The 26,943-nt window shown below is 58.5% G+C and carries 28 protein-coding genes; 15 read left to right on the forward strand and 13 right to left on the reverse strand.

The annotated features are described in order from the left end of the window. Window positions 1-6 precede the first annotated feature (6 nt). From lpxK to AC2FJW_RS13910, 4 genes are read right to left on the reverse strand one after another with little or no spacing between them, the layout of a single operon-like run. Window positions 7-1,005: a tetraacyldisaccharide 4'-kinase gene (gene lpxK, locus AC2FJW_RS13895; protein WP_496750348.1), complete on the reverse strand. Its 999-nt coding sequence runs from the start codon at window positions 1,003-1,005 to the stop codon at window positions 7-9. Continuing rightward, window positions 992-2,227 (reverse strand): 3-deoxy-D-manno-octulosonic acid transferase, encoded by a 1,236-nt coding sequence (locus AC2FJW_RS13900; protein WP_496750349.1) that lies wholly within the window; start codon window positions 2,225-2,227, stop codon window positions 992-994. The genes lpxK and AC2FJW_RS13900 overlap by 14 nt, the downstream gene beginning before the upstream one ends. Next, window positions 2,224-3,024: an inositol monophosphatase family protein gene (locus AC2FJW_RS13905; RefSeq protein WP_496750350.1), complete on the reverse strand. Its 801-nt coding sequence runs from the start codon at window positions 3,022-3,024 to the stop codon at window positions 2,224-2,226. Before AC2FJW_RS13905 ends, AC2FJW_RS13900 begins: the two co-directional genes overlap by 4 nt. Further along, the gene (locus AC2FJW_RS13910; protein ID WP_496750351.1) at window positions 3,011-4,357 is read right to left on the reverse strand and encodes a TldD/PmbA family protein; all 1,347 of its coding nucleotides are present in this window, start codon (window positions 4,355-4,357) and stop codon (window positions 3,011-3,013) included. Before AC2FJW_RS13910 ends, AC2FJW_RS13905 begins: the two co-directional genes overlap by 14 nt. A gap of 164 nt (window positions 4,358-4,521) precedes the next feature. On the opposite strand from AC2FJW_RS13910, the gene AC2FJW_RS13915 reads away from it, so the two are divergent. Beyond that, complete coding sequence (locus AC2FJW_RS13915) at window positions 4,522-5,256, forward strand: FkbM family methyltransferase (RefSeq protein ID WP_496750352.1); 735 nt, start codon at window positions 4,522-4,524, stop codon at window positions 5,254-5,256. A gap of 35 nt (window positions 5,257-5,291) precedes the next feature. Here AC2FJW_RS13915 and AC2FJW_RS13920 read toward each other — a convergent pair whose 3' ends face one another. Then, window positions 5,292-6,821 carry a DUF2125 domain-containing protein gene (locus AC2FJW_RS13920; RefSeq protein WP_496697578.1) on the reverse strand — a complete coding sequence of 510 codons (1,530 nt, stop codon included), beginning with the start codon at window positions 6,819-6,821 and terminating at the stop codon, window positions 5,292-5,294. Between the two features lie 139 nt (window positions 6,822-6,960). Here AC2FJW_RS13920 and AC2FJW_RS13925 point away from each other — a divergent pair, with 139 nt between their 5' ends. From AC2FJW_RS13925 to AC2FJW_RS13935, 3 genes are read left to right on the forward strand one after another with little or no spacing between them, the layout of a single operon-like run. Beyond that, window positions 6,961-7,704, forward strand: a complete 744-nt coding sequence (locus AC2FJW_RS13925) for an SDR family oxidoreductase (protein WP_496750434.1) — start codon at window positions 6,961-6,963, stop codon at window positions 7,702-7,704. Continuing rightward, on the forward strand, window positions 7,701-8,309 hold the full coding sequence (locus AC2FJW_RS13930; protein WP_496750353.1) for an enoyl-CoA hydratase/isomerase family protein: 609 nt from the start codon (window positions 7,701-7,703) through the stop codon (window positions 8,307-8,309). The genes AC2FJW_RS13925 and AC2FJW_RS13930 overlap by 4 nt, the downstream gene beginning before the upstream one ends. Beyond that, window positions 8,306-9,043, forward strand: a complete 738-nt coding sequence (locus tag AC2FJW_RS13935) for a VOC family protein (RefSeq protein WP_496750354.1) — start codon at window positions 8,306-8,308, stop codon at window positions 9,041-9,043. Before AC2FJW_RS13930 ends, AC2FJW_RS13935 begins: the two co-directional genes overlap by 4 nt. Here the strand turns inward: AC2FJW_RS13935 and AC2FJW_RS13940 are convergent, their stop codons facing one another. Next, window positions 9,044-9,340 carry an HNH endonuclease gene (locus AC2FJW_RS13940; protein WP_496750355.1) on the reverse strand — a complete coding sequence of 99 codons (297 nt, stop codon included), beginning with the start codon at window positions 9,338-9,340 and terminating at the stop codon, window positions 9,044-9,046. 47 nt (window positions 9,341-9,387) lie between these two features. Between AC2FJW_RS13940 and AC2FJW_RS13945 the strand changes: the two genes are divergently transcribed. After that, on the forward strand, window positions 9,388-10,560 hold the full coding sequence (locus tag AC2FJW_RS13945) for a TIGR03862 family flavoprotein (RefSeq protein WP_496750356.1): 1,173 nt from the start codon (window positions 9,388-9,390) through the stop codon (window positions 10,558-10,560). Here AC2FJW_RS13945 and holA read toward each other — a convergent pair. The 4 genes from holA to AC2FJW_RS13965 form a co-directional block, all read right to left on the reverse strand. After that, window positions 10,557-11,585 (reverse strand): DNA polymerase III subunit delta, encoded by a 1,029-nt coding sequence (gene holA, locus AC2FJW_RS13950; RefSeq protein ID WP_496750357.1) that lies wholly within the window; start codon window positions 11,583-11,585, stop codon window positions 10,557-10,559. The two genes, AC2FJW_RS13945 and holA, sit on opposite strands and share 4 nt — an antisense overlap. Continuing rightward, complete coding sequence (gene lptE / locus AC2FJW_RS13955; RefSeq protein ID WP_496750358.1) at window positions 11,582-12,085, reverse strand: LPS assembly lipoprotein LptE; 504 nt, start codon at window positions 12,083-12,085, stop codon at window positions 11,582-11,584. Before lptE ends, holA begins: the two co-directional genes overlap by 4 nt. Then, window positions 12,072-14,609: a leucine--tRNA ligase gene (leuS, locus tag AC2FJW_RS13960; protein ID WP_496750359.1), complete on the reverse strand. Its 2,538-nt coding sequence runs from the start codon at window positions 14,607-14,609 to the stop codon at window positions 12,072-12,074. Before leuS ends, lptE begins: the two co-directional genes overlap by 14 nt. Before the next feature lie 71 nt (window positions 14,610-14,680). Further along, a complete protein-coding gene (locus AC2FJW_RS13965) occupies window positions 14,681-15,169 on the reverse strand; it encodes a DUF3576 domain-containing protein (RefSeq protein WP_142637277.1) in 489 nt (162 codons plus the stop codon). A gap of 283 nt (window positions 15,170-15,452) precedes the next feature. On the opposite strand from AC2FJW_RS13965, the gene AC2FJW_RS13970 reads away from it, so the two are divergent. Together AC2FJW_RS13970 and AC2FJW_RS13975 are read left to right on the forward strand one after the other, a co-directional pair. Continuing rightward, a complete protein-coding gene (locus AC2FJW_RS13970; protein WP_496750360.1) occupies window positions 15,453-16,490 on the forward strand; it encodes a porin in 1,038 nt (345 codons plus the stop codon). Window positions 16,491-16,592: 102 nt separating this feature from the next. Then, window positions 16,593-17,252, forward strand: a complete 660-nt coding sequence (locus tag AC2FJW_RS13975) for a YggS family pyridoxal phosphate-dependent enzyme (RefSeq protein WP_496750361.1) — start codon at window positions 16,593-16,595, stop codon at window positions 17,250-17,252. On the opposite strand, the gene AC2FJW_RS13980 is transcribed toward AC2FJW_RS13975, so the two are convergent. Both AC2FJW_RS13980 and ribA read right to left on the reverse strand, forming a co-directional pair. Continuing rightward, entirely contained in the window at window positions 17,236-17,736 is a 501-nt protein-coding gene (locus AC2FJW_RS13980; RefSeq protein ID WP_496709387.1) for a L,D-transpeptidase family protein, read from the reverse strand. The two genes, AC2FJW_RS13975 and AC2FJW_RS13980, sit on opposite strands and share 17 nt — an antisense overlap. Then, entirely contained in the window at window positions 17,733-18,827 is a 1,095-nt protein-coding gene (ribA, locus tag AC2FJW_RS13985) for a GTP cyclohydrolase II (protein WP_496689928.1), read from the reverse strand. The genes AC2FJW_RS13980 and ribA overlap by 4 nt, the downstream gene beginning before the upstream one ends. A 163-nt stretch (window positions 18,828-18,990) precedes the next feature. Between ribA and AC2FJW_RS13990 the strand changes: the two genes are divergently transcribed. The 6 genes from AC2FJW_RS13990 to AC2FJW_RS14015 all read left to right on the forward strand — a co-directional run bounded on the left by AC2FJW_RS13990 (window position 18,991) and on the right by AC2FJW_RS14015 (window position 22,999). Next, complete coding sequence (locus AC2FJW_RS13990; protein ID WP_142637092.1) at window positions 18,991-19,677, forward strand: response regulator transcription factor; 687 nt, start codon at window positions 18,991-18,993, stop codon at window positions 19,675-19,677. A gap of 228 nt (window positions 19,678-19,905) precedes the next feature. Then, a complete protein-coding gene (locus AC2FJW_RS13995) occupies window positions 19,906-20,298 on the forward strand; it encodes a GFA family protein (RefSeq protein ID WP_271949675.1) in 393 nt (130 codons plus the stop codon). Window positions 20,299-20,369: 71 nt separating this feature from the next. Then, window positions 20,370-21,158, forward strand: coding sequence for an exodeoxyribonuclease III (locus tag AC2FJW_RS14000; RefSeq protein ID WP_496750362.1), 789 nt, complete (start codon window positions 20,370-20,372; stop codon window positions 21,156-21,158). A gap of 75 nt (window positions 21,159-21,233) precedes the next feature. Continuing rightward, window positions 21,234-22,148 (forward strand): thioredoxin, encoded by a 915-nt coding sequence (gene trxA / locus AC2FJW_RS14005; RefSeq protein ID WP_496750364.1) that lies wholly within the window; start codon window positions 21,234-21,236, stop codon window positions 22,146-22,148. 27 nt (window positions 22,149-22,175) lie between these two features. After that, window positions 22,176-22,817 (forward strand): LON peptidase substrate-binding domain-containing protein, encoded by a 642-nt coding sequence (locus AC2FJW_RS14010; RefSeq protein WP_496689925.1) that lies wholly within the window; start codon window positions 22,176-22,178, stop codon window positions 22,815-22,817. Then, complete coding sequence (locus AC2FJW_RS14015; RefSeq protein ID WP_142637084.1) at window positions 22,814-22,999, forward strand: Trm112 family protein; 186 nt, start codon at window positions 22,814-22,816, stop codon at window positions 22,997-22,999. Before AC2FJW_RS14010 ends, AC2FJW_RS14015 begins: the two co-directional genes overlap by 4 nt. Here AC2FJW_RS14015 and AC2FJW_RS14020 read toward each other — a convergent pair. Next, window positions 22,996-24,222, reverse strand: a complete 1,227-nt coding sequence (locus tag AC2FJW_RS14020) for an FAD-dependent monooxygenase (RefSeq protein WP_496750436.1) — start codon at window positions 24,220-24,222, stop codon at window positions 22,996-22,998. The genes AC2FJW_RS14015 and AC2FJW_RS14020 overlap by 4 nt on opposite strands. Before the next feature lie 89 nt (window positions 24,223-24,311). Between AC2FJW_RS14020 and AC2FJW_RS14025 the strand changes: the two genes are divergently transcribed. Together AC2FJW_RS14025 and AC2FJW_RS14030 are read left to right on the forward strand one after the other, a co-directional pair. Further along, on the forward strand, window positions 24,312-25,640 hold the full coding sequence (locus AC2FJW_RS14025; protein ID WP_496697603.1) for an amidase: 1,329 nt from the start codon (window positions 24,312-24,314) through the stop codon (window positions 25,638-25,640). A 107-nt stretch (window positions 25,641-25,747) separates the two neighbouring features. After that, the gene (locus tag AC2FJW_RS14030; RefSeq protein ID WP_496750366.1) at window positions 25,748-26,929 is read left to right on the forward strand and encodes an aminotransferase class I/II-fold pyridoxal phosphate-dependent enzyme; all 1,182 of its coding nucleotides are present in this window, start codon (window positions 25,748-25,750) and stop codon (window positions 26,927-26,929) included. The last annotated feature ends 14 nt before the right edge of the window (window positions 26,930-26,943 follow it).

Consider the following 26,943-nt stretch of genomic DNA (forward strand, 5'->3'; position numbering starts at 1 on the left):
TCGCCTTCAGGGCGAAGGCGCGACCTGCAGTAGCAACTGTTTGACCCGGTCGCCCTCGTCCATATTTAGCCGGACGGGCAGGGTGATGACCTTGCTGCGAAACGCGGCTGGCAGACGAACCGCATCTTTTTCCGTTGTGACCATCTGAGCGCCCAGCAGGCGCGCTTCATTCTCTAGCCGTGTCATCAGGGCCGGTGTCAGGGGCTGGTGATCGTCCAGCGCCTCGGCCCGCAGCAGGGTGGCGCCCTGTTGGCGCAGGGTGGCAAAGAACTTCTCCGGATGGCCGATACCGGCAAAGGCCAGAACTGGCGTGTCGGTCCATTCCATTCCGGTCTGCAGCGGCTCGACCGCGCCGGTGGCATGCGGAACCGTCAGCATGTCGCCCCAGCGGGCGGCGAACCTTGTCTGCGCGTCTGTGCCGCCCAGCGACAGCACCAGATCGGCCCGTTGCTGCCCCACATCGACCGGTTCCCGCAGTGGACCCGCAGGCAGGCACAATCCGTTGCCGAACCCCCGCTCGGCATCCACTACGATGACCGAGAAATCCTTGGCGACCGAGGGGTTCTGAAACCCGTCATCCAACAGGATTACCGTTGCCCCGGCCTGGGCAGCGGCTTTTGCGCCAGCGGCGCGGTCCTTGGCCACCCAGACATCCGCAAATGCGGCCAGCAGCAGCGGTTCATCCCCGACTTCTGCCGCCGTATGTTTGCCAGGATCGACGCGCACAGGTCCTGTCAGTGCGCCGCCGTGGCCTCGGGTGACAACATGGGTCTGATGCCACACGTCCCGCAGCTGTTCGATCATCCAGATCACGGTTGGTGTTTTGCCGGTCCCGCCTGCATTCAGGTTTCCAATGCAGATAACGGGGAGGCCTGGGTTGAAACCTGTTTCCGAGGCCAGCCTGCGGGCTGTCGCCGCCGCATAAACCCGTCCCAACGGGGACAGCAGCCGGGCCCTGAGGTCCAACTGATCCGGAGCGGTGTTCCAAAAGTCAGGTGCCCGCATCGTCGGTGCTCCGTTCGTCCAGATAGTCCTGTACCAGTTCGATCAGCTGATCTGATTGCGGCGCGCCGTCGGTCACGATCTGCCAGCCTGCCAAAGCCATATCCGCCGCGCGGTCAGGCGCAAGTAACTCTACCACGGCATCCCCAAGTTCGGTTGCGGTTCTGACCGTCAAAGCGGCGCCTGCCTGGTCCAGCTGATCGTAGGCTGTCTGATGCTGGTCAACATGTGGGCCATGTATGACAGCCGATCCCAGGGCGGTCGCACCAAACGGATCCTGTCCCCCGTCGCCCCGTTCGAGCGAGTTGCCGATAAAGGACACTGCCGAAACACGGTACCACAAGCCCAAATCCTCTGGGTCCGAGGACAAGATGACCTGTGTGGTATCTTCAATCATGCCGCCATCGTCCCAGTTGATGCAGCGCAAGTCCATGGCTTCGAGCCGCCGGTGCAGTGGGGCGGCTTCCTGTATGTCGGCGACATGCAGGATTAAGGTCAACCGGGGCAGCATCCGCATGGCCTGACGGTGGGCGCTGAGGACCGAGATGAACTCTTTATCCTTCACCCAGGCCGCAAGCCAGATGGGTCTGCTTGAAAAGGCGTGATTGGTTTCGATCAGTTCGTCTTCGGGCCACGGAGAAGGGTTCGGACTTATCAGCAGAGGAGGCGCCTCGCTGACCTTGGTGAAGGCGATTCCCAGTTTGCGGATCTGCCGGGCCGTTTCGTTGCTGGTAGCCAGAATTCGGTGAAAGCAATCGAGAGTGTACCGGCTGATATCGGGCAGCCACCGGGTCCCACGCGCGGTGTTCAGGTCGATTTCAGCTTCGATCAGGATCAACGGCACTTCGCGCTCGTGGGCACGGGTAATCACATTGGGCATCAGCCCGCCGCCAACCCAAATGCCAATATTCGGGCGCCAATGGTCCAGAAACACCCGCGCGGCGCCGGTTTGTTCCGAAGGTAGGTTCACAAGTATGTATTTCGAGCAGTCCCACTGACTCAAGTCCGCTTCGGGTGGGGCCGACAGGACAACCGACAGGCCCGGGCGCGACTGCAGCAGCCTGTGGCAGAAATCCATCATCGCGCGAAGGCGACCCGGATTGGCGATGTGAATCCAGATCAGATCTCCTGATGGTCGGGGCACATAGGGTTGGTCCCCGTTGCCGGGTACGCCCCACGAAAGCACGCGATAGGCCGCCAGACTAAGGGATCGCGGTTTGCTCATGGCGCAATGCCCGCACTGTCTGGGTCAATCTGATCCGCCAGTTGCCGGTGCAATGGCGGATTTGCCGCGATGACACCATTCAGGCGCGGATGTGGGTTGTTAAAGCGCAGTGGGGCGCCAAGCCGGTCCGTACATATGCCACCTGCCTCTTGGACGATCAAATCCCCTGCCGCGATGTCCCATTCCCAGCTGGGGCGCAGTGTCAACATTCCGTCAAAGCGACCTTGCCCGACCAATGCCAACCGATAGGCAAGCGACGGGCGATAGTTTCGACGGAATTGAGGAACCCGGCCCTGACACCAGTGCCGGCTGTCCAGATTGGGTTTTGCGGCCAGAATCTCGGCCGTCGTGATGTCTTGGGTGTCCGATACGACAATCGGCGCGCCGTTTAGTGTGGCCCCTTGGCCCTTGGCCGCTGCATACAACAGGTCACGTAAGGGCAGGTAAATGACCGCCGCCGTCACCTGACCATGTTCCGCCACAGCCAGGGAATGCGCCCAGGTTGAGGAACCTTCGGTGAAGCTACGGGTGCCGTCGATCGGGTCAATGATAAAAACCCGGTCCCGGGACAGGCGATGCTGGGTGTCCTCGGTCTCTTCGCTGAGCCAGCCGTAACCCGGTCGCGCAGAGGGCAATCGCTGTTCGAGCATCGCGTTCACGGCCAGATCAGCCTCGGTTACCGGGCCTGCACCATCGGGCTTATCCCAGCGTTGTGCTTTTGCCCCGGAATACCGGGTTGCGACCTTTCCAGCCTCGCGCGCGGCGTCAATCAGCAGGGGCAGGTCAGTTGCCGGCAAGTGTCATTCCCTCGATCAGCAACGATGGGACCACACGCGACAAATAGGGGCGGGCGTCATTCGCCGGAATAATCCGCAGAAGCATATCGCGCAGATTTCCGGCGATGGTGCATTCGTTGACCGGATGGGTGATCTCTCCGTTTTCGACCCAAAAGCCCGAAGCCCCACGAGAGTAATCCCCTGTATTGGGGTTGATGGTCGATCCGATCATTGACGTTACCAGCAGTCCAGTGCCCATATCGCGCAGCAGCTCTGCATGGCTGCGCTCGCCCTGTGTCAGGCTGAGGTTCCAGTTGCTTGGTGACGGAGGCCCAGACACGCCCCGCGTAGCATTTCCTGTCGAGGCCATCTTGAGCTTGCGTGCGCTGGACAGGTCCAATGTCCAGCCCGTCAATACACCGTTTTCGATGATCGCCCGGCGTTGTGTGGGCAGGCCTTCGGCATCAAAGGGGCGCGACCCGGACATGCGCGGGCGATGTGGGTCTTCGATCAGCGAAAGATATTCCGGCAGAACCTGCTGTCCAAGACAATCCGACAACCAGGACGAGCCGCGCGCGATGGAGATACCGTTGCTGGCGCCCAGAAGATGCCCGATCAACGAAGATGAAATCCGTTCATCGAACAGAACCGGATAGACGCCTGTTGCAGGCTTGCGCGCGCCAACCTGCGCCACAGCACGTTCGCCTGCGGTCCGACCAATCTGGTCCGGGTTGCGCAAATCGCTTTGGAATGTGCGGCTGTCGCCGTCATAATCGCGCTCCATCCCGGTACCCTGGCCCGAGATCGCTACGCAGGAGGTTGACCGGCTGCTGCGCTCATACCCGCCGGAAAAGCCGTTTGTGGCTGCCAGATGCACCCGATGGGTACCATAGGCGGCCGCCGCGTCCGAAACCTGTGAGACGCCTTCAACCGCCAGCGCCGCAGATTCCGCCGCCAGCGCATCATTCAGAAGATCTTCAGCTGTGGGCTCCGGCGCGGGATCGCACAGTTCCAATGCCTGAATGTCCCAATCCCGGATCAACTGAGCCTCATTCGCCAGGCCGGTAAACGGGTCTTCAGGGGCTTCGCGGGCCATGGCGACGGCGCGTTCGGCCATGGCTGTCAGAGTTTCGGACCGGCTGTCGGAACTAGAGACGATGGCCTGTCTTTGGCCTAGAAACACCCGCAGCCCCAGATCGGTACCCTCGGACCGTTCGGCGGCCTCAAGCGCACCGGAGCGTACCTCGACCGAGACCGAAGACTCGTCCAGCACTATGGCATCCGCGGCCTCGGCCCCGGCCTTACGTGCCGCATCCAGCAGGTGTTGGCTGATCTCTTCGGGTGTGCGCATCATGTGGCCTCCGGTCTTGTTTCTTTGGACCTATCGTCCGCCCGTCCGTCCCGCAAGACCTGCGGTCATTTTCGGGGGTTTGCAGAAAGGCCAGAAAGGCGAATTTCGCATGTGGCTGCAATAATTCCGCTGTTTTGTCCGTAGCCGTAGGTTAGTAGTTGATCCAAGTGGATGAGAATGAGACGACTGGGCAGGAAGAACGGGCAGGCGACAACATGCAGAACAATCTATCGCTGCGCGGGGTTACAATCCCCGATGATCCGCAGATAATTACGCCTAAGGTCAAGCGTTCAATCCTGGCCGAGCGTTACGAAAAAGACGAAGTGACTGGTCTGCCGAAATTTATCGACCCGAAGGATCGCGTGGTAGAGCTGGGCGCTGGGATCGGCTTCATCTCATCCTATCTGGTGACGCAACTTGGTGTACGCCACGCAATGTGCATCGAGGCGAACCCGACGCTGTGTGAATTCATCGGCCGTGTCCACAAGGCAAATGACATTGCGAATGTCGAGGTGGTGAACGCGGTTGCCTTCGGCGATACACGGGTTCCCGGAACGGCCCGATTTTACATACGCGAACCGTTCTGGTCCTCATCTCTGGACCCTGATCCGGACTATGTCAGAGAGGTCAGCGTGCCGGAACGCCCTCTGTCAGAAATTCTGCGGGACTTTGAAGCCAACGTGCTGATCGTCGATATCGAAGGGGGCGAGAAGTTTCTGTTCGACGGGGTCGATCTTGTGAATGTCCAGAAAGTCTATCTTGAGGTCCACACCCGTAAGATCGGATTGCATGGGATCAAGGCTTGTTTCGATCATCTTTCGGCACTTGGGTTTGCCTACGATCAACGTGTCAGCAGCGGTGGGTCGGTGCTGTTCCGGCGTGTTCGCCGGCGCTCGTCGTAAAAGGGAAGGCAGCCGGGCCGCCTTCCCTGTTTCTTTTATTTGATGCGCTGTCCATTGGCCAGAATTTGACCATCTTCCTTGAACTCGATTGTCGAATTCAGCGTGTCGGGCTCTTCCCCTGGCACTGCCATGAGACCCATCATCATTCGCGCGCCCATTGCGTCTTGCTCGGCAATCAGACCCATACCGATCAGAGTGTCGATCAGGGCATTCGCACCAACCAGTTGCAGGTTCGCAACGCCAGCGGGGGTCGGCAGACCGCCCAGTTCCTCAGTGTTGGAATTGTCGAAGGTGAAGTCGCCATCGCCGGACAGTTCCGCACCGACCATAGAGACCAGCAACTCGTTGATCGTCAGAGAGTGCAATTCACCCGGCGCTTCGTCCGCAAACTCAAGCGCCTCTACGGCCTCGGGGTCAAAGAAGTTGGTCAGCACTTTGGCCGTACCGGAAAGGTCCAGCGCAATCGTGGCCGGATCGCGTGGCAGGGCGGCTGCGGGGTCAAAAATGCTCCACAGCACGTCTGACATGGTGAAGTCCGTCAAGTTTATCGCCAGCCCAAAGGGTTGAATCTCTTCGGATTCCTGTACCGGGAATTCGAACTTGAAACCGCCACTTTCCATGGCAATTTCGATTGGAAAGGGCAGTTCCGCCGTTGTTACAGCAATTTTGGCGCTGTTTTGTTCGACGTCATAAGCAATTCGGTTGGCGTCGATGCTGCCGGAAAGCCGTCCGCCTTCGGATTCGCTGGCCATCGAAAAGTCTTCGCCTTCGCTGCTGCCCGCCATCGAAGACTGGCCCGATCCGTAAGTAAAGAGACCCGAGAAGGCAAAGCCAGCGTCATAGAATGCCTGCGGGTCAGAGAAATTGAAATCTGAAGGGATAATGCTGGTGCCGTCGAAGGCCAGATCGCCAAGCGTGCCGTCGAATTTTCCAGCGTCGTCGCTTTCGGGATCCTGAAATGCCAAGCTGTAGGTCATCTCTGATGCCGTAAAGCTTTGGTCGACATCGCGGTTTTCGCCGATCTTCATTTGCGAGGTGCCGCTCACATCCGCCATTTCAAGGTAGCCACCGACCACTTCGGGCGCCAACGTTTCACCGTCGACTTCGATGTTACCCAGCTTGATTCCAAGGCTGTCTGCAGAGTAATCGTAAGTCACATCATCAGGATCGCCAGAGACGGTCATAACAAGCCCGCTGTGGACGTATTCGATATCGACTGTAAATGACTCGTCCTGACCATCGACATTGCCGGTGACGGTCATGGGGAAACTTTCCGGGACACCAATATTGACGCTCCCGTCGCCATTGTCGGTGAGGGTCATTTCAGGCATGGCCATGCTGAACGATCCCTCTTCTTCCGGGAGGTCCATCGACATTGTCAGGTTTTCGATGGTGATACCATTGCCGGTATCTGTCTGGTCACCTGATACAGTATAGCCCATCTGCGCCAGATAGGACTGCCAGTCATCCCAGACTTCCTGTGGAGTAACGTCGGCAAGCGCCCCCTGCGAAATGACAGTGTAGGCCAGAACTGCGCCGCAGGTGCGGCGGAGAAAAACGGACATCATAGAACCCTTCTTGATCAAATTTGCGCGCATGGTGATGCCGGTGGCGGCGGGCGTCAAGGGGGAAGGGCTGGACCCATTCCCCGTTCGCAGGATAGAGGTTCATAAATTCTCAGGACAATGGAGGTACTGGAACCTTATGCAGGGGAAAACCGTACTGATCACTGGGGCCAGTCGCGGCATCGGGGCCGAGGCAGGGCGCGTATTTGCCGCAGCAGGGGCTAATGTCGTGCTAGTGGCGCGTAATCGGGATCAAATTCAGATATTGGCGTCGTTGCTTGGTGAAAACGCTATTGCACTGGCCTGCGACGTCAGTGACTTCGCCCAGGTCGAGCTGGCCGTGGCGGAGTGTGTGAACAAGTTTGGCGGGCTGGATGTTCTGATAGGCAATGCTGGTGTCATTGACCCGATTTTCCATTTATCCAGCGCCGATGTCGCGTCCTGGGGTCAAGCGATCGACATCAACCTCAAGGGCGTATTTCATGGAATGCGCGCCGCGCTGCCGGTCATGCGTGCCGCGGGTGGCGGCACTGTCCTGACGGTCTCTTCCGGTGCGGCGTCGAACCCAGTCGAGGCCTGGAGCCATTATTGCGCCTCGAAGGCAGGGGCCAAGATGCTGACGGAATGTCTGCATCTTGAGGAATCCTCCCATGGGATCCGCGCCATGGGCCTGTCGCCCGGCACGGTTGCAACCGATATGCAGCGGGTCATCAAGGCCAGCGGGATCAACGCCGTCAGCCAGTTGGATTGGACCGATCATATCCCCGCCGATTGGCCGGCGCGGGCGCTGTTGTGGATGTGTTCGTCAGACGCGGATGAGTTTCTAGGCACCGAAATTTCGCTGCGGCGTGAGGATATTCGGCAAAGGGTTGGATTGACGTGATTGAATTGAACAAAGCGGACGGGCTGTGGACAGTCACACTCAACAACCCCGACAAGGCAAATGCGCTGACCTGTGCGATGCTGACCGAGCTGTGCGAGATTGCCGAGGCCGCTACCGACGCAAGTGCGCTGATCCTGACCGGGGCTGGCAAAGTGTTCAGCGCCGGCGCCGATCTGGAAGAGGCGCGCGCCGGCCTGGCGACCTCGGATCTGTGGGAGCGGTTGTCGGCTGCTATCGCCGCGTTACCCTGCCTGACGGTTGCCGCACTGAATGGAACGCTGGCTGGTGGGGCCAATGGCATGGTTCTGGCCTGCGATATCCGCATCGCCGTACCGGAAGCCAAGTTCTTTTATCCGGTTATGAAGCTGGGTTTTCTGCCACAACCCTCTGATCCCGCACGCATGGCGGCCCTGATCGGTCCGGCTCGGACAAAGATGATCTTGATGGCCGGGCAAAAGATCACTGCGGATGAGGCTTATGCCTTTGGGCTGGTCGATCGCGTGGTTGCACCTGAAGACCTGATGCAGACCTCCCTTGATCTGGTGGCTGACAGTGTCGCCGCCAATCCTGAAATTGCGACCGGTATCGCGCGGTTATGTTCATGAGGTTGTCTGCCCTGCGTCTGCGCGTGGCTGACACGGATCGTCTTGCCGAGTTTTACAGGGATGCAATGGGTATGACTGCACGCCGGCAGGGCGCAAGCCTGCGATTGGGATATGCCGGGCAGGATGCCGATCTGCTTTTGATGCCGGGCGGCGGCGGGTACACACATGATCGGGGCCAGAGATATTGGAAGATCGGCATCACCCTGCCGGATGTTGATCTGGCTGCCGCTTATTTGCGCGAAAAAGGCATCGAGGTTTCAGAGCCGGACCAGTTTCTGGATATTGGCTATATGTGCCACCTGACTGATCCCGAGGGTTTCGTGATCGAACTGCTACAACAGGATTTCCGTGGCAATCGCCCGGACGGTATCGCCGATCCCAAGATCCCTTTCGCGGATGCGCGTATTGGACAGATCACCTTGCGCACCGGGAATATCGCGGTCGAGGATGCCTTTTGTCGTGCACAGGGGATGCAGCTGCTATCTGTGCAGGATGTGGCACAATATGGGTTCGATCTGCACTTTTATGCTTTCACCGACGAGGTTCCCCCTAATGCCGACCTGTGGTCTGTTGAGAACCGCGAATGGCTTTGGAAACGCCCCTATACCACGCTCGAGTTTCAGCACAGCGCAGGTGCTACGTTTGCTCGGGCCCCCGATTTTCGGGGGCTTGAGATGCAGGGCTTGGCCCAGCCCGGCCATGATGCTTTTGGCGACCCTGTCCTGCCGGGCTGATTACCGACGACGCCGTTTTCCCGGCACTTTGGATCGAAAATCAGGGGGCCGTTTGCGAATCCAGTTCAGAAATCTTTCTAGGCGAGGGTGGGCGCGCAAAGCTTCGATCGTATTGAAATCCCGTGCCAGCTCCGCTTCGGTCAGGGTGGCGTGGATCTCTTTGTGGCAGATCAAATGCAGAAAAACCGTGGGGCCGCCCTTGCCCCCTTTCAGTTTTGGGATCAGATGGTGCAGGCTGCCGTTCCCATCGGGGATCGGCCGGTCGCAGAGGGGGCAGATCGGGTCGCGGTCGGTCATATCAGCGTAACGTCGCGCCGCAGGGCGCGAAAGGCAAGAGGACAGCAATGGCACAAGCCGTCGTGATCGGAGGCGGGCCAGCGGGCCTGATGGCGGCGGGTGAACTTGCCGCCGCAGGTCATGATGTGCTGGTGGCCGAGGCCAAACCCTCGGTTGCCCGAAAACTCTTGATGGCAGGGAAGTCTGGCCTGAACCTAACCAAGAATGAACCGCTCGAAACGCTCTTGTTGTCTTATGGCCCCGGTGCTGAGTGGCTGCGCCCTATGGTGGCGGAATTTGATGCCGCCGCCGTTCAGGACTGGGCGCGTGATCTGGGACAAGAGGTATTTACAGGCTCAACGGGGCGGGTGTTTCCAAAGGCTATGAAGGCCTCACCTCTGTTGCGGGCTTGGCTGGGGCGTCTTGATGCGGCTGGTGTGCAAATCAAAACCCGATGGCGGTGGACCGGATGGAACGGCGATGCTCTGGAATTCGATACTCCGGAAGGTCACCGGCAGATTGAGGCTGACACGACGATTCTGGCCATGGGCGGCGCAAGCTGGGCGCGATTGGGATCGGATGGAGCTTGGGCCCCACTGTTGCAAGGGGCGGGTGTCGACCTGTCGCCATTTGCCCCGGCGAACTCGGCCCTGTCAGTGGATTGGAGCGCACATATGCAGCCGCATTTCGGCGCTGCGATCAAATCCGTTGGGTGGACTGCCGGGGATGTGGTCAGTCGCGGCGAGGCGACGATTTCATCCAAAGGCCTTGAAGGCGGAGGGCTCTATTCCCTGACGCCCGCTTTGCGAGAAGGTGCGCCGTTGAGTGTTGATCTGGTTCCCGATCTGGATGCAGCTACCTTGCAGCAGAAAATTGCAGCCAAGAAATCCAAGACGACGCAGTCGCAATGGATGAAGAAATCTCTGCATCTGTCTCCGCAAAAGATCGCTCTGTATCACGAGATGAACAGGGGAAGCGGTCTGAGTGTCGAAACGTTGAAATCTCTGCCCCTCAGCCACGCGGGGTTGCGGCCAATGGATGAGGCAATCTCAACCGCCGGAGGTGTTCGGCAAGGCGCTTTGGACGAAGGGTTGATGCTAAAATCCAGGCCCGGAATGTTCTGCGCCGGCGAGATGCTGGATTGGGAGGCTCCGACCGGTGGCTATCTGCTAACTGCCTGTCTGGCGACAGGGCGATGGGCCGGGCGATCAGCTGCAAACTGGCTGGCGCGGACCGCTTAACGCGACTTTGCCAGCATCGCCAGACGGATCATGGCACGTTCGACCAAAGCCATGGCTGGGGCCGTTTGCCCAGCTGACCGCAATGACAGATCCGTATCAGTCAGAACGGTCAAAGCGGTCTGCAGTTTGGGTGCCCCCCATCCCTGTGCTTGTCGCAGAATACGATCACGCCGCTTTCCATAGACGGGTGGGCGCAGCTTGCCGACGCCCTGTGCCGCACCACCGGGATCGGCGGCACAGGCGTAAAGCGTTCGAAAGTGCCGGGTTGCTCCGATACACAGGCTGACCGCATTTGTACCTTGCGATTGCAGCCGTCGTATCAGCGGGCTAATCTCTCCGGCTCTGCCTTCGGCGACCACGTTCAGGACATCGTCCAGGGCGGCCTCGGTCGAGCTGGGTGCACAGGCCTCGATATCTTCGAGAGCCAATTCAGTATCGTCTCCGCGCTTGTAAAGAGACAATTTTTCAATGGTTTGCGTAAAGTCCCCGGGGCTGATGGCCGTGGCAAGTTCGGTGATGGCCGACATTGCATCCGGTGGAATGTTTTTGACTCCGGCCTGTGCCAGAACCCGTTCAACCTCGGCCCTAGAGGGCGGATCGTCATAGACCCCAACGGCATAGGCTGCGGGATGCGACTCGAATGCCTTACGGATCTTTGAGCTGGGTTTGAGCTGCCCAGCAGTCACGATGATCTGAGCGTCGCCCGTTGCCCAATCCTCGAATGCGGTAATGATGGCAGGGGCGGCGACATCAGTTGCATCTTCGACGAAAACTGCACGTGGGCCGGGGAAGAACCCGACAGCCTTGACCGCGTCCAGCAACAGTGCCGGTTCCCCGCGTAGATCACCACCTGGCATTCGGGTCAGGCGCATTTCCTCTTCGGCGCCTTCTCCCAGCAGGGCTGACAAGACCTGTTGCCGTTTCAAGGCCACACGCATCGCATCGGATCCGTAAATCAACAACCCTGCCTTGCCCGCGTCTGGTTTGGCGAAATACCCCTCAGCCTCGCGCGGGCTGAGCTTCATTGGGTCAGGCCCGGTGCTGCATAGAGGCGGTTCACGATCTGATCGGACAGGATGACCATCAGCCGTTCGGTCGCGTCACGCTCATCCGCAAGCGTCGAAACGGTTGAGCCCGCAGCGGAATAACCCACGAAATCATGGACATTTCCCGAAGCCACAATCCGCCCGGTTTCGGTGGATCTGAGGGCAAAATCCGCGCGCCCTTCGATGGTGTAGCGGTTGGTCTCGTTCGTTGTGGTGATCGCGGCAGATCGTGTGGCCGTCGAAACCGAGACATCCAGATCATAAAGCTTTTGTGCGCTCGCATCCCGGCCCAGCCGCTGCTCCAGATTCTGGACAAGCAGATAGCTTTCCACGGAATTCGGCTCGGATACGGCAACTTTGCCATACAGGGCCGACCCGGTTCCGCCCGGCGCATAGACGGGTTGGAACCCGCAGGCGGTCGCCAGCAAGCAAGCTGCCAGCGGCATCATCAAAAGGCTTCTGCGATTAAACAACGACATTCACGATCCGACCCGGGACAACGATCACTTTCTTCGGTACGGCACCGTCCAGCGCCTTTTGCACAGCTTCGGTGCTGAGCGCGATTTTTTCAACCTCTGCCTTGTCCATATCTTTTGGGACGCTGATTTCCGCGCGGCGTTTGCCGTTGATCTGGATCGGCAGGGTGACAGTGTCATCGACCAGCATCGCCGCGTCCGCGACGGGCCAGGGGGCCGTTGCAATCAGACCTTCACCGCCCTGATGCGCCCAGATATCTTCGGCCAGATGTGGTGTCATCGGCGACATCAACTGCGCCAGCGTCATGATCGCTTGCTTTTGCGCAGCACCACCCGCTTTGGATTTCGCCAGCGTGTTGGTGAACGCATAGAGCTTTGCGATGGCGGCATTAAAGCCGAAGCTATCAACACCAAGCGTCACGTCATGGATGGCTTTGTGCATCTCGCGCAGCAGGTCTTGATCCCCGTCGCCTTTTGCCTCGGGGTCCATCGCGCCGATCTTGTCGCAGAGGTTCCAGACACGGTTCAGGTGCTTGAATGCAGCCTCTGCGCCTGATGCTGTCCACTCCACATCCCGCTCGGGCGGTGAATCGGATAACACGAACCAGCGCGCGGTATCCGCGCCGAAGGCCGAGATGATGCTGACCGGGTCGACCACGTTTTTCTTGGATTTCGACATCTTGGCGGAGGGGATGATTTCGACCTCAGTGCCATCGGCGAGTTTGCCGTCGGTCACATCCTCGGGCAGGTGATAGACCGGACGGCCATTGGCGTCGCGGGTTTGATAAATCTCGTGCGTGACCATGCCTTGGGTGAACAAGGCATCAAAGGGCTCGATGGCCTTTTTCGGCAAATGGCCAGTGATCTGCATTGCCCGCGCAAAGAAGCGGGAATAGAGCAAGTGCAGGATAGCGTGTTCGATGCCGCCGATATACTGATCGACATTCATCCAGTATTCAGCCTCGGCCAGATCGGTCGGCGTTTCCGCGTGCGGAGCCGTAAAGCGGGCGAAATACCACGACGAATCGACGAACGTATCCATCGTGTCGGTTTCTCGCTTGGATGGCGCACCGCAAGACGGGCAGGCGCAGTCGCGCCAGGTCGGGTGGCGGTCCAGAGGATTGCCCGGTTTGTCAAAAGTGACATCGTCGGGCAGGCGGATCGGCAAGTTTTCTTTCTTTTCGGGCACCACGCCGCAAGAGTCGCAATGCACCACGGGAATCGGGCAGCCCCAATAGCGCTGACGGGACAGACCCCAATCGCGCAGGCGATATTTGGTGACACCTTCACCCCAGCCCGCCTTTTCCGCGAAATCGACGGTGGTGTTGATTGCGTCATCACCCGTGGCCTCGGTCAGGCCGGCGAAGTGGTTTACCCAGCGGACTTTCTCGGTTTTCGGCGGCACGAATGCGGTTTTGTCGACCGGCGTGTCATTATCAAGCGCAAAGAACGTGTCGACGACGGGCAAACCGTACTTACGGCAGAAATCCAGGTCGCGCTGGTCGTGGGCCGGGCAGGCAAAGATGGCACCGGTGCCGTAATCCATCAGGATGAAATTGGCGATCCAGACCGGCAGCTCCCAATTCGGATCCAGCGGGTGTTTGACCTTGATACCAGTGTCATAGCCCAGCTTTTCGGCGGTCTCTATGGCCTCTTCCGTGGTGCCGCCCTTGCGGCATTCGGCAACGAACTCAGCCACTTCGGGGTTTTCGGCCTCAAGTTGCTTGGCAATCGGATGGTCCGGCGAGATGCCGACGAAAGACGCACCCATCAGTGTATCGGGGCGCGTTGTATAGACGGCGATTGGCTCACCACCATCGATGCGTTCAAAGCCAAACTGCAGCCCGCGCGACTTGCCGATCCAGTTTTCCTGCATCAGGCGCACTTTTGCAGGCCAGTTCTCCAGCGTGTCCAACGCATCCAGCAATTCCTCGGAGTAATCGCTGATCTTGAAGAACCATTGCGTCAGCTCGCGCCGTTCAACCAATGCGCCCGAGCGCCAGCCGCGCCCGCCTTCGACTTGTTCATTGGCCAGTACGGTCATATCGACCGGGTCCCAGTTCACCACTGCGTTCTTGCGGTAAACCAGACCGGCCTGCAGCATATCCAGGAACAGCGCCTGTTGCTGGCCGTAATATTCTGGGTCACAGGTGGCGAATTCGCGGGACCAGTCGATGGACAGGCCCAGAGGCTTCATCTGGCTGCGCATGTCGGCGATGTTGCCATAGGTCCAGTCTTTCGGGTGACCGCCAATAGCCATCGCAGCGTTTTCTGCAGGCATTCCGAACGCGTCCCATCCCATCGGGTGCAGCACGTTATGGCCGGTCGCAAGCTTGTGGCGCGCGATCACGTCGCCCATCGTATAGTTGCGCACATGTCCCATATGGATGCGGCCAGACGGGTAGGGGAACATTTCAAGCACGTAGTATTTCGGCTTGTCCGCCTTGTGGTTGGCGGTGAAGATTCCGGCCTTGTCCCAGGCCTCTTGCCATTTTGCTTCGATTTCGGTGGCCGAATAGCGCGACATCGTGCGGTCCTTCGTAATGAAAACGCCGGGCATGAACCCGGCGTGGTAATATTGTGATTTGAAGCGGGTTGCTAGAGCTTGTTGTCCGCAATGCGCAGCTGACGGGCGCGGGACAGGATTGCATCTTCGATTGCGCGTGTGGTTGCCGCGCTGACCGGGGCACCCCCGCTGGTCTGCAGTGCAACCGACAAGGATCGTGCCGCCAGGGCGGGATCGCTGATGTGAACCGTGGCCCTGTATTGCCGTCCACCACCCGGAGGCGTGCCGTAACCTGTTACGATTACACCGGTAAAGGGATCGACTTCCTGCACAGGCAGAAAGTTAAGGACATCCAGCGAGGCAGCCCACAGATAGCGGTTCACATTGGTAACCTGCTCGGCGTCTGCGGTGTTGAATACATCCCAGATCGTTGAGCGATTCGGATCGTTCAGCTCACGCTCGTCCGAGCGACCGCCATCCACATTGAGTGGCGTTGCACTGGGTTCTGCGTTGCGATTCTGTCCGCAAGCCGACACCGCGGCTGTCACTATGATCAAACCGAAAATTGTCTGCAGGCGCATGTTGGACAGGTTCCGTTTCGTTGGTTTTAGGTTATTCACGTTACTCCTAGACAAGGTCTGGTTCGTCAACAAGCTTAATCTTGTCACATCCAGAGCAGGCTTCGGGGTTGATTCAGTGGGCAAATCAGACTGTGGCATCCTTGCACCAATTCTAGGCCAATGCGCGTCAGTTTTTATGCCAAGCTTGCGTGACAGGGGCAAAAAGGGCGAAACGGTTCCCGTGCTGAGACATGTGCCTAAGCACGTGTCGAGTTAAAAAACTTTTGAAACCGAGGGAAACAAGATGAAAAAAGTTCTCTTCGCATCGACCGCACTGATTGCAACCGCAAGTGTTGCAGCGGCCGAAGTTAAGTTCAGCGGCTACGGCCGTTTTGGTATTGGTTATCAGGAGGACCGCACAGCGGCCACCACCACCACCACTACCACCACCACTACTGCAAGTAGTGCAACTGTTCAGAACGTTAACGTGTTCGCGAACGACACTGACGACGCAATCCTGGTCTCGCGCTTCCGCTTGAACATCGACGGCACAGCCGAAACCGATGGCGGCGTTGAGTTCTCGGCTCGTGTACGTCTGCAGGCTGACGAAGACTCGTCCACCGGCGAAGCCAACTCGGCTGGCCTGAACGGCGCGCGCTTCTCGGTCATCTACGGTGGTCTGCGTGTTGACGCCGGCAACGTTGCTGGTTCTTTCGACAACTTGGCAAACTACTACGGTAACGAGCCTGGCCTGGAAAACTTCATCGGTCAGTATTCTGCCGTTGACTATAGCTTCCTGGGTTACTCGTCGACCGGTTCGGGTTCGAACGCTGTGTTCTTCCAGTACGCAGTTGGTGATTTCGCCTTTGGTGCGTCGTACGACCAAGCAACTATCTTTAACGGTGGTGGCAGCACAACCGACGCGGATCGTTGGGACGTAAGCGCGACTTACACCTTCAACAACATCACTGCAGCGCTGGCCTATGGTCAAACTGACGCGGGCACTGGTGGCGACGATCCAAGCCTGCTGGTCTTCACCCTGGGTGCAGAATTCGGCGACTTCTCGGGTACGCTGTTTGTTGCTGACGATAAAACCGAAGTTGACGCCACCGACGGCACTGCTTGGGGTGTATCGGGTGCCTACAATGTTGGCGCCGCGACCACTCTGACCTTCGCCTACGGTGACGGTAACGCTGATGCGGACTCGCAGCAGTACGGCATCGGCGCCATCTACGACCTGGGTGGCGGTGTATCGCTGCGCGGTGGTGTAGGTGTCAGCGACTGTGACGTCTGCGACGACTCGACCACACGTGCCGACTTTGGTGCACAGTTCAACTTCTAAGTTGATCTGAGCCGCAAGGTTTAAGGGCAGGTCTTCGGACCTGCCCTTTTCTTTTTGTCCGACATAGTGTTTTTCTTCGCCCATAACTGATCGAGGACCCAAATGTCGCTGCAAGAAATATCTGCCCGGATAACCAAAGCCGAAACTGCCTCGGGGCGGGACGTCGGGGCCGTGAAGCTGATCGCCGTGTCAAAGGTTCAGCCGAATGAGCGTGTAGCGGAAGTGCTTGCTTTAGGGCATCGCTGTTTTGGTGAAAACAGGGTTCAAGAAGCCGTCGGAAAATGGCCGGAATTCAAGCTGCAATATCCAGATGTCGATTTGCATTTGATTGGCCCGTTGCAAACGAACAAAGCCCGCCAGGCGTTGGATCTGTTCAGCACGATCCATTCTGTTGACCGCCCCAAACTGGCCAATACTCTGGCCCGGCTCGCGCAAGAGGTCGGCACTTGCCCGGACCTGTTCATTCAGGTCAATACCGGTGAAGAGGATCAAAAGGCAGGAATTCTGCCCGCCGAGGCGGATGCATTTATTGCCGATTGCCGCGGGCTCGACCTTCCGATTCAGGGCCTGATGTGCATTCCGCCTGTCGAGGAAGAGCCATCTCTGCATTTCGCCTTGCTTGCCAAGATAGCTGAACGCAATGGTCTGAAAGGGCTATCCATGGGGATGAGCAGCGATTTCGAGCAGGCCATTGCACTTGGCGCGACCCATGTGCGCATCGGCTCGGCCATTTTCGGCGAACGAGTTAAGCCTGAGGGATAATCAGCCGCGTGCCTGGCTCGATTCGACGTGCGATCCACCGCAGATGGTCGCGCCGAAAGGCAACGCAGCCTTCTGTAGGAAAACCGGGCCGTCGCCATTGATGCAGGAAAATTGCTGAACCGCGCCCGGCCACCGCATTGGGCCAGTTCCAGTCAGTGATCAGAACCAGATCGTAAAGCGGGTCCGCGCGGCGCAGTTTTTCGTGGCTGAAAGGATAAGGTGTGCTGACCATATGATTGTACTGCGTGTCTTGCACATCATCTGACCAGAGGTCCTGAGGACCGATTGGGATGGCCCAAGGCGACGGTCTTGCGAGCCGGTCGGGCCGGTACAGCATACCAACGATGTAGAGGCAGCCGGTCGGCGTGGCGCCGTCCCCCTCACGCTTGCTGTTGCTTAACCCACCTTTCCCGATCGAACAGGGAAAATACCCGCCGCGAAAACGAACGCCGCGGCGGGTTAGAACCAGATCTGCGGGTGTCACAGCAAATGTCCCGACTTGGCTGCTTTGGTGGCCAGATAGTCGCGGTTATGGGCAGTTTCGCCGACTTTCAGCGGGACGCGCTCGGTGACGGCGATGCCGGTCTTCTCCATCATCGCGATCTTGGCGGGGTTGTTGGTCAACAGCCTTACGGAACTGAAGCCGAGCAATTTCAGGATGTCCGAGCCCAGACGGAAATCGCGCTCGTCATCCTCGAACCCGAGACGGTGATTGGCCTCGACTGTATCGAACCCTTGATCCTGCAGGAAATAGGCGCGCATCTTGTTGGCCAAGCCAATCCCGCGGCCTTCCTGATTCAGATACAGAAGTACTCCTGCCCCTTCAGACCCCATCTGGGCCAGGGCCCCACGCAGTTGTGGGCCGCAATCACATTTCAGGCTGCCCATCAGATCACCGGTGAAGCAGGCCGAATGCAGCCGAGCCAATACCGGTTTGCTGCGGTCGGGGCGGCCGATCTCGATTGCGTAATGTTCCTCGCCGCCATCTTCAGGGCGAAAAACGTGCAGGCGCCCGGCTTCGGATACCTCCATCGGCAGTCGGGCGGCCACGACCTCATTCAAAATGCTTCGATCCGACAGATGTGGCGCGGCGCGGGTATGGTCAATACATGTCAGGCCATGTGCAGTAGCGAAGGTTCGGCCGTCGTGGACAGGAACAACGATTGCCGCCGGCAGAAGGTGGGCTGACTTGGTCAAAGCAATGGCAATGCGATGCAGATTGGCGTTGCCCTGACGCTCTGTCATCAGTGGGCCTTTCATAGGCGCGTTCAGATCGTCCGAGGGATCGGCCACCGCCTGCACCCAGGCAACATCGGCATCTGCCGGAACGATCACACGCGCCAGGTCACCGTCATAGGCCCGTGCCTTTAATGTCTCGGCCCGTCGGACAGTCACTGCGACAACAGGATCGCCACCCAGACCTTGCAAGTCGGCAAGCCGCTGTGCGCTCAGCGTTTCCGACGCAATGGCCAGTACGCTAAAGCCGGTGTCATCCGTCAGGGCGACCGGCAAGCCCATGCGCAGGTCAGCCCGTGCCCGAGCAAGCAGTTCCGAGATATCCGGGATAAGACTCATCTGTTGTTACCCTGTAACGATCAGCCCTTCATGTAGCCTGATCAAAAGGAAATGTGAAACAATTCCTCATCCTGAGACACGAGGGCGTGAAACGGTTGCAGCAAACCTTGTTGATTGCATCTTTCGCGCGCAAGTGGTGGAAAAGGGCTTAGGAGGACCGGATATGGCACAGCTAAAGAAAATCCTGCTAGTGGATGATGATGAGGATCTGCGCGAAGCGTTGAGCGAACAACTCGTGATGACCGAGGATTTTGATGTATTCGAAGCATCGGACGGGGCATCAGCCATGGAGCGGGCTCGCGAGGCGATTTACGATCTGGTCATTCTGGATGTTGGCTTGCCCGACACGGATGGGCGCGAGCTGTGCCGCCTGATGCGCAAGCAAGGTGTGAAAAGCCCGATCCTGATGTTGACCGGTCATGACAGTGACGCGGACACCATCCTGGGTCTGGATGCCGGTGCCAATGACTATGTTCCCAAGCCGTTCAAGTTTCCGGTTCTTCTGGCACGTATCCGTGCACAGCTTCGCCAGCATGAACAATCAGAAGACGCGGTATTTGTACTCGGGCCTTATACGTTCAAGCCGGCGATGAAGATGCTGATCACCGACGAAGACCGCAAGATTCGCCTTACCGAGAAGGAAACCAATATCCTCAAGTTCCTGTACCGGTCCGCCGACGGTGTCGTCGCCCGTGACATTCTGCTGCATGAGGTCTGGGGCTATAATGCCGGTGTCACCACACATACGCTGGAAACTCATATCTATCGCCTGCGTCAGAAGATCGAGCCCGATCCATCCAACGCGCGCCTTTTGGTCACAGAATCGGGTGGATATCGCTTGGTATCGTAACTTGATGTGGATTGACTTGGATCAAAGTGATACCCTGTAGACATCTTTAAGTTACTCCCAACCCGTACATGTCCGGGTAATGACATGTACCTCCCTGTTGGACTGCCGGGCCTGATGGCCCGGCCTTTTTTGTTTGTGCTGCAAAATGTTTTGCGGCTCCTAGCGGATTGCGACAAAGTATATGTTCATGTAATGTTCTATATCTGGAGTGCAAAATTGGAGGCGAAAGTGATTCATGGAAGTTGCCTGTGTGGCGCCGTAAAATTCCAACTTACCAGTGAACCTTCGGTTATGGGAACATGCCATTGTTCGCGTTGTCGGAAGGCAGGTGCAAGCACTGTTGTCTTCGTCAAGAAAGATGATGTTGTTTGGCTGGACGGTAAGGACCGAGTTGTCACTTACCAGCCTGAACCGCCCTATAAATATGGCAGGTGTTTCTGCGATACCTGTGGGACGTCGCTTGGTGAAATTCTGGCTGATGCGGACAGTTTTCCGATTGCGGCCAATGCGCTGGATACCCCGTTTGATCTGAAAGTCCAGTTTCACGAATCCGTATCTGAGAAACCGCATTGGTACGAGATTTGCGATGATGCGCCCCAATCCTCAGGGCATCCGTCCTGATAATTTCTTTTACGATGGTACCTGTGAAAGCACCGCGTTAGGGTGCGCCAACCGCGACAGAGGAATTCCCTATGCCTTTTACTCTTGCCACATGGAACATCAACTCGGTCCGCCTGCGCGAGCCTATCGTGCTGAAATTGCTGCGCGAAGAGGCTCCGGATGTTTTGTGCCTGCAGGAATGCAAGTCGCCGGTGGACAAGATCCCCACCGAAGGATTTGCCGAACTGGGGTACACCCACATGGTAGCGCGGGGGCAAAAGGGCTATAACGGCGTTGCGATCCTGTCTCGTTTGCCGATGGTCGAGGCGGGCGACAAGGATTTCGCAGATCTCGGTCATGCGCGCCATATCGCGGGACGGCTGGAAAACGGCGTCACGATCCACAATTTCTATGTCCCTGCGGGCGGGGATGTGCCGGATCGTGAGGTGAATGAGAAATTTGGCCAGAAGCTGGATTACCTGACCGATATGCGTGACTGGTTCCACGCGGAAAAGCCGGAAAAATCCATTCTGGTTGGTGATCTGAACATCGCTCCGCGTGAGGATGATGTCTGGTCGCACAAACAGTTGCTCAAGGTCGTTTCGCATACACCGGTCGAGGTCGAGGCTTTGGCCGAAACACAGGACTCAGGCGGTTGGGTCGATGTCACCCGGCAGGACATCCCCGAAGGGCAGCTTTATAGCTGGTGGTCCTATCGCGCGCGGGATTGGGACGTGGCCGACAAGGGGCGGCGGCTGGATCACGTCTGGGCGACCCCGGATATCTCGAATGCAGGCCATTCCAGCCGCGTTCTGCGCAACGCGCGCGGATGGGAAAAGCCCAGTGATCACGCCCCGGTCTTTGCGACCTTTGACGTCTGACGTGAAACTCTGCCCTTGGTTTCCGGGTCAAGCGACTGCATATAGAGCGCAAGTTTAATCGAAAGAGTGACAGCCATGGACCTTCTGAACGGCGCAGACACCCCCGCCACCGATCTGATCAAGGACGGGACCGAAGCCACTTTTATGGCGGATGTGGTCGAAGCCTCGCAGGACGTGCCGGTCATCGTTGATTTCTGGGCGCCGTGGTGCGGCCCATGCAAAACGTTGGGCCCGCTGTTGGAAGAGGCTGTGACCGCCGCCAAGGGTGCGGTCAAGATGGTCAAGATCAACGTGGACGAAGCACAGATGATCGCCTCACAGATGCGCGTTCAGTCTATCCCGACGGTGTATGCCTTTCACAAAGGCCAACCGATCGACGGATTTCAGGGCGCAGTGCCCGGATCCGAGATCAAAGCATTTGTAGATCGCGTGATCGAGGCGACAGGTGGCGAAAGCCCGGGTGGTCAACTGGACGATGCTGTCGAGGCTGCCGAGGAAATGCTGACCGAAGGTGCCGCAGCGGATGCCGCTCAGACCTTTGCTGCCATTTTGGGTGAGGATCCGAACCACGCCACCGCTTATGGTGGGCTGGTACGCGCGCATATCGCCACTGGCGATTTGGAGCAGGCCGAGGCAATTCTGAACGGGGCCCCGGCGGAGATTTCCACATCGCCAGAGCTTGAAGCGGCAAACGCACAGTTGGAACTGGCCAAGCAAGCGGCAGATGCCGGCCCGGTGGCCGAATTGACCGCAGCGGTTGAGGCCGATCCTGACAATCATCAGGCACGGTTCGATCTGGCGCAGGCCCTGCATGCCAATGGCGAGGTTGAAGAGGCGGTGGCGCAGCTGCTGGAAATGTTCCGCCGTGACCGTGAATGGAACGAAGGCGCGGCCAAGTCTCAGCTGTTCACGATATTTGATGCGCTCAAACCCAATGATCCGATTGTTCTGAACGGGCGGCGCAAGCTCAGCTCGATGATATTTGCCTAATTCTGGATCAGGGCTACACTCGGGTACATGATGCATCCCGCTGATCTGCCGGAAACGGTATCCGTTTTCCCTTTGCCCGGGGCGCTGTTGCTGCCCCGATCGCGCTTGCCGTTGCATATATTTGAGCCGCGCTATCTGCAGATGTTGGACGACGCTTTGAAAACCCAGGAACGATTGATCGGGTTGGTCCAACCGAACCCCTGTCAAAGCAACGAAAACAAGCTGCACCAAATTGGCTGCGCGGGGCGGGTGACGCAGTTTTCCGAAACTGAAGACGGCCGCTATCTGATCACTCTGACCGGCATCTCCCGGTTCCGTATTCAGGCCGAGTTGGATGCATTTACCCCATACCGCCGTTGTAACGTGGCCTGGCGCGGGTTTGACCGTGATCTTGGCAAGGTCGAGCACGACGAGGGTTTTGATCGGGTGGGGCTTTTGAAGCTGTTGGAAAAGTTCTTTTCGTCGCGAAAGTTGTCGGCTGATTGGGATATGTTGAAAGACGCGAATGATGAACTGCTTGTGAATTCGCTGTCGATGTTGTTGGATTTTGATCCGGAAGAAAAACAAGCCTTGCTAGAGGCTCCCTGTTTGCGCACCCGACGCGAGACTTTGGTGACACTGATTGAATTCGCCATGCGCGGCGGAGCGAATGAGGAAACACTACAATGACCACCGTTGAACACGCTTTTGACCGCCACATGCTTGAGGCGCTAATTTGTCCAAAGACGCATACAACGCTGCATTATGATGCTGAAAAACAGGAACTGGTGTCAAAAGCGGCGGGTTTGGCCTTTCCGATCCGCAATGGCATTCCCGTCATGTTGGTGGATGAGGCGCGAGAGCTGGACTAGATCGCCCGACCCTGCAGTAGTTTTGGCAGGTCCCCAGTCAGGCCAGCGGCCTCGCGCACGAAACCGCGACGCAGGCCGGGTAGTGACCCGACGACGCCCATCCCGATATCCCGTCCGATCCGTAGTAGAGGATTGTCGTTGGAAAACAGCTTGTTGAACACATCCGTCGCCATCGCCAAAGACGCGGTATCAAACCGTCGCCATTCCTGAAAACGCTCCAAAACCAGTGGCGAACTAATATCTTCCCCGCGCCGTCCGGCCAGGGTCAGCACCTCGGCCAGGGCGCCCACGTCGCGCAGGCCCGCATTCAGGCCTTGGCCTGCAATCGGGTGCATTCCATGGGCTGCGTCTCCGACCAGTGCCATCCGTTCTCCGATGAAAGAGTTGGCGATGGTCAGGTTCAGCGGATAGGTAAACCGATCTCCGGCCAGACGGATTTCGCCCAGGAAATCGCCGAATCTGGGGCGCAGGACCTGCAGATAGTCCTCCTCGGGCAGGGCGTTGATGCGCTTGGCCATTTCTGCTCGCTCGCTCCAGACGATAGAGCTGCGATTGCCGGTCAGAGGCAGAATAGCCAAAGGGCCGGGTGGCATGAAGAACTGATGCGCGATGCCGTGATGCGGCAAGTCATGTTCGATGGCGCAGACCAGCGCGGTCTGCCCGTAATCCCATCCTGTGCGTTTGATCCCGGCACGTTCCGCTGTGCCGCTGCGACGCCCATCGCATCCGATCAGCAGCGCACCCTTGACGACCGCGCCATCATCCAATGTCAGGCTGACGCCTGTTCCCGAGGTCTGCTGTGACACTACCGTCTTGCCGCTGATCTGGGTAATGGCCTTTTCCGCGGCCATCGCGTCCAGAAAGGCACGGCGCAGGTGGCGGTCTTCGACCATAAAGCCCATCGGACCTTCTTCGATCTCGGCATGGTCGAAATGCATGAAAAACGGCGACGGGCCAGCGCCTGCATGGCCATCGGTGACCTTGATTTCGAGCATTGGCTGCGCGTGTTTGGCAACCCGTGTCCAAACCCCAATCGCCTCTAGCAGGCGCTGCGAGGCCAGGGCCAACGCATAGGCTCTGCCGTCAAAAGCCGCATTTTTGCGAACCTTTTCGGCCAGCGCGTCAATGACGGTAACTCTGTGCCCTGTTTGTGCCAGTGCCAAAGCCAAAGCGGGGCCATTCAAGCCGCCGCCGACGATCAGGATATCCGAGCTCTGTTCCATGCTGCGCACTATGCGCGCCCATTCGGGATTGTCCATGTGCGGTCCTGTCGCTACCGTCGCTGGGAATGCAGAAATTGAAGGGGGCAGTGATGCAGGATTGGTTGTCGATGACGGCTTGTGATCTGGGTCGGGGCATTGGCATGGGCCAGATTGACCCGGTTGAACTGACAGAGACCTTTCTGACTGCGATAGCAGCCCACCCGCATCGCGACCGTATCTATGCTCGCGTGACCGAAACGCGCGCCCGAGCCGAGGCTGAGGCGGCGCAGGAGCGGGCCAAGCTGGGATTGCGCCGATCATTGTTGGATGGGGTGCCGATCAGTTGGAAAGACCTGTTCGATACTGCCGGGACTGCCACCGAGGCAGGAACGGTACTGCTGAAAGACCGGGTTCCCAAAACTGATGCAATCGTGCTGCGAAATGCCAGTGCCATGGGCGCTGTATGCCTTGGCAAAACCCATATGAGCGAGCTGGCCTTTTCCGGCCTGGGTTTGAATCCAATCACCGGAACGCCGCCCTGCATAGATGATGAGGATGCGGTTCCCGGAGGATCATCTTCGGGGGCTGCGGCATCCGTGGCTTGGGGATTGGCGGCTTGCGCGATCGGCTCGGATACTGGTGGGTCAGTGCGGATACCGTCAGCCTGGAACAATTTGGTTGGGCTGAAAACCACCGCCGGGCGGGTCAGCCTGGAGGGTACAGTCCCGTTGTGCCTGCGGTTTGATACCGTTGGACCGCTGGCCCGCTCGGTCGAAGATGCGGCCCATATGCTGGCCATGCTGGAGGGCGGTACGCCAGCTGATTTGCGCGGAGCCAATCTAAAGGGGCGTCGTTTCGCGGATTTACAGACTGTCGCCAAGGATGATTTGCGCGCAGAGCCGCGTGTCGCTTACGAGGATGCCCTGGATCGGTTGCGTGAGGCCGGTGCAGATATCCTGCCTCTTGAGGTCCCTGAACTGACCGACGCGATGGGGCTGTCGGGGGTTCTTTACACCACCGAAGCCTATGGCCTGTGGCGCGATGTGATCGAGGCCAACCCAGATGTGATGTATCCCGAAATACTCGAACGGTTCCGTGCCGGACGAAATGCTTCGGGCCCCGATTATGTTGCAGCCTGGTCAAGGCTGAAGGCGTGTCGCGGTGCATGGGACGTAGCCACTGCCGGGTTTGACGCCGTTTTGGCCCCAACTGCACCGATCCTGCCGCCCAATCTTGAACGGCTGATGAGCGATCATGACTATTACGTTACCGAAAACCTGCTGGCTTTGCGGAACACCCGGATCGGCAACCTCATGGGGCTGGCAGCGCTGACCTTGCCGACCGGAAAACCGGGCTGCGGGCTGATGATGATGGGTTATCCGGGGTCCGAAGAGGCGCTTTTGCGGCTTGGTTCCGCGGCCGAGGCCGCATTGGCCTGAATGCCACAATCCCCTGATTCGGCACCGCTTTGTCTGGACGAAGCCCCGCCCGGCCTGTAACCTGCTTGAAAACGGGGCGAAATGATCCCGATATTGAGGCAGTAGTTATGAATTTCCCCGAGCGGTTTTCGAACCTTCCGGAATACGCATTCCCGCGCCTGCGCACCCTGTTGGATCATCACCAACCGGGCGGTGAAGTGATTCACATGACCATTGGCGCGCCGATGCACGCTTTTCCGGCCTGGGTCAGCGACGTGATTGCGGAAAATGCTGCCGGTTTTCAGGGATATCCGCCGAATGAGGGTTCGGCCGAGCTGCGCGGTGCGATCACTGACTGGATTGCACGCCGTTATGGCGTCACGATGGATCCGGACACGCAGGTTATGGCCCTGAACGGGACGCGCGAAGGGCTGTATAACGCCGCCATGGCGCTGTGCCCCGAACAGAAATACGGACAAAAACCGGTCGTTCTGTGCCCGAACCCGTTCTATCAGGTCTATATGGTTGCCTCGATCTCGGTCGGGGCTGATCCGGTTTTTGTCCCGGCCACGGCGGCCACAGATCATCTGCCGGACTATGCGGGATTGCCCGCGGATGTGCTGAACCGCACTGTCGCCGCTTATATCTGCTCACCGGCCAACCCGCAGGGCGCAGTTGCCACGCGTGAATACTGGGTCGAGCTGATCCGGTTGGCTGAAACATATGATTTCCGCATCTTCGCCGATGAATGCTATTCCGAGATTTACCGCGACACAGCGCCTACAGGTGTTCTGACGGTCGCAAAGGAACTGGGCGCTGATCCTGAACGGATCACCCTGTTCAACTCGCTGTCAAAGCGGTCGAACGTGGCCGGGCTGCGGTCTGGCCTGATTGCAGGCGGGCCGGAAACGATCAAGCGGGTCAAGCAGTTACGCAATTATGCAGGCGCGCCATTGCCGCTGCCGTTGCAGGCCGCCGCCGCAAGGCTCTGGGCCGATGAGGCGCATGTGGACGAGAATCGCGCGCTCTATCAGGAAAAATACGCCATCGCAGACCAGGTGTTTGCAGGCATCCAGGGCTATATGCCGCCCGAGGCAGGGTTCTTTCTGTGGCTGCCGGTCGAGAATGGCGAGGAAACCGCATTGAAACTGTGGCAGCAGACCGGAGTTCGGGTGCTGCCGGGCGCATATCTTTCTCAAGGTGATCCGGGGAAAAACCCGGGCGAGCAATTTATCCGGGTCGCGATGGTGGCCCCAAAAACAGAGATGCGGCAGGGGCTGATCACGCTCCGCGACTGCATCTATTCGTGAGGTACGAGGGCAAA

Source organism: Ruegeria sp. CDSA020 (genome assembly GCF_059612345.1).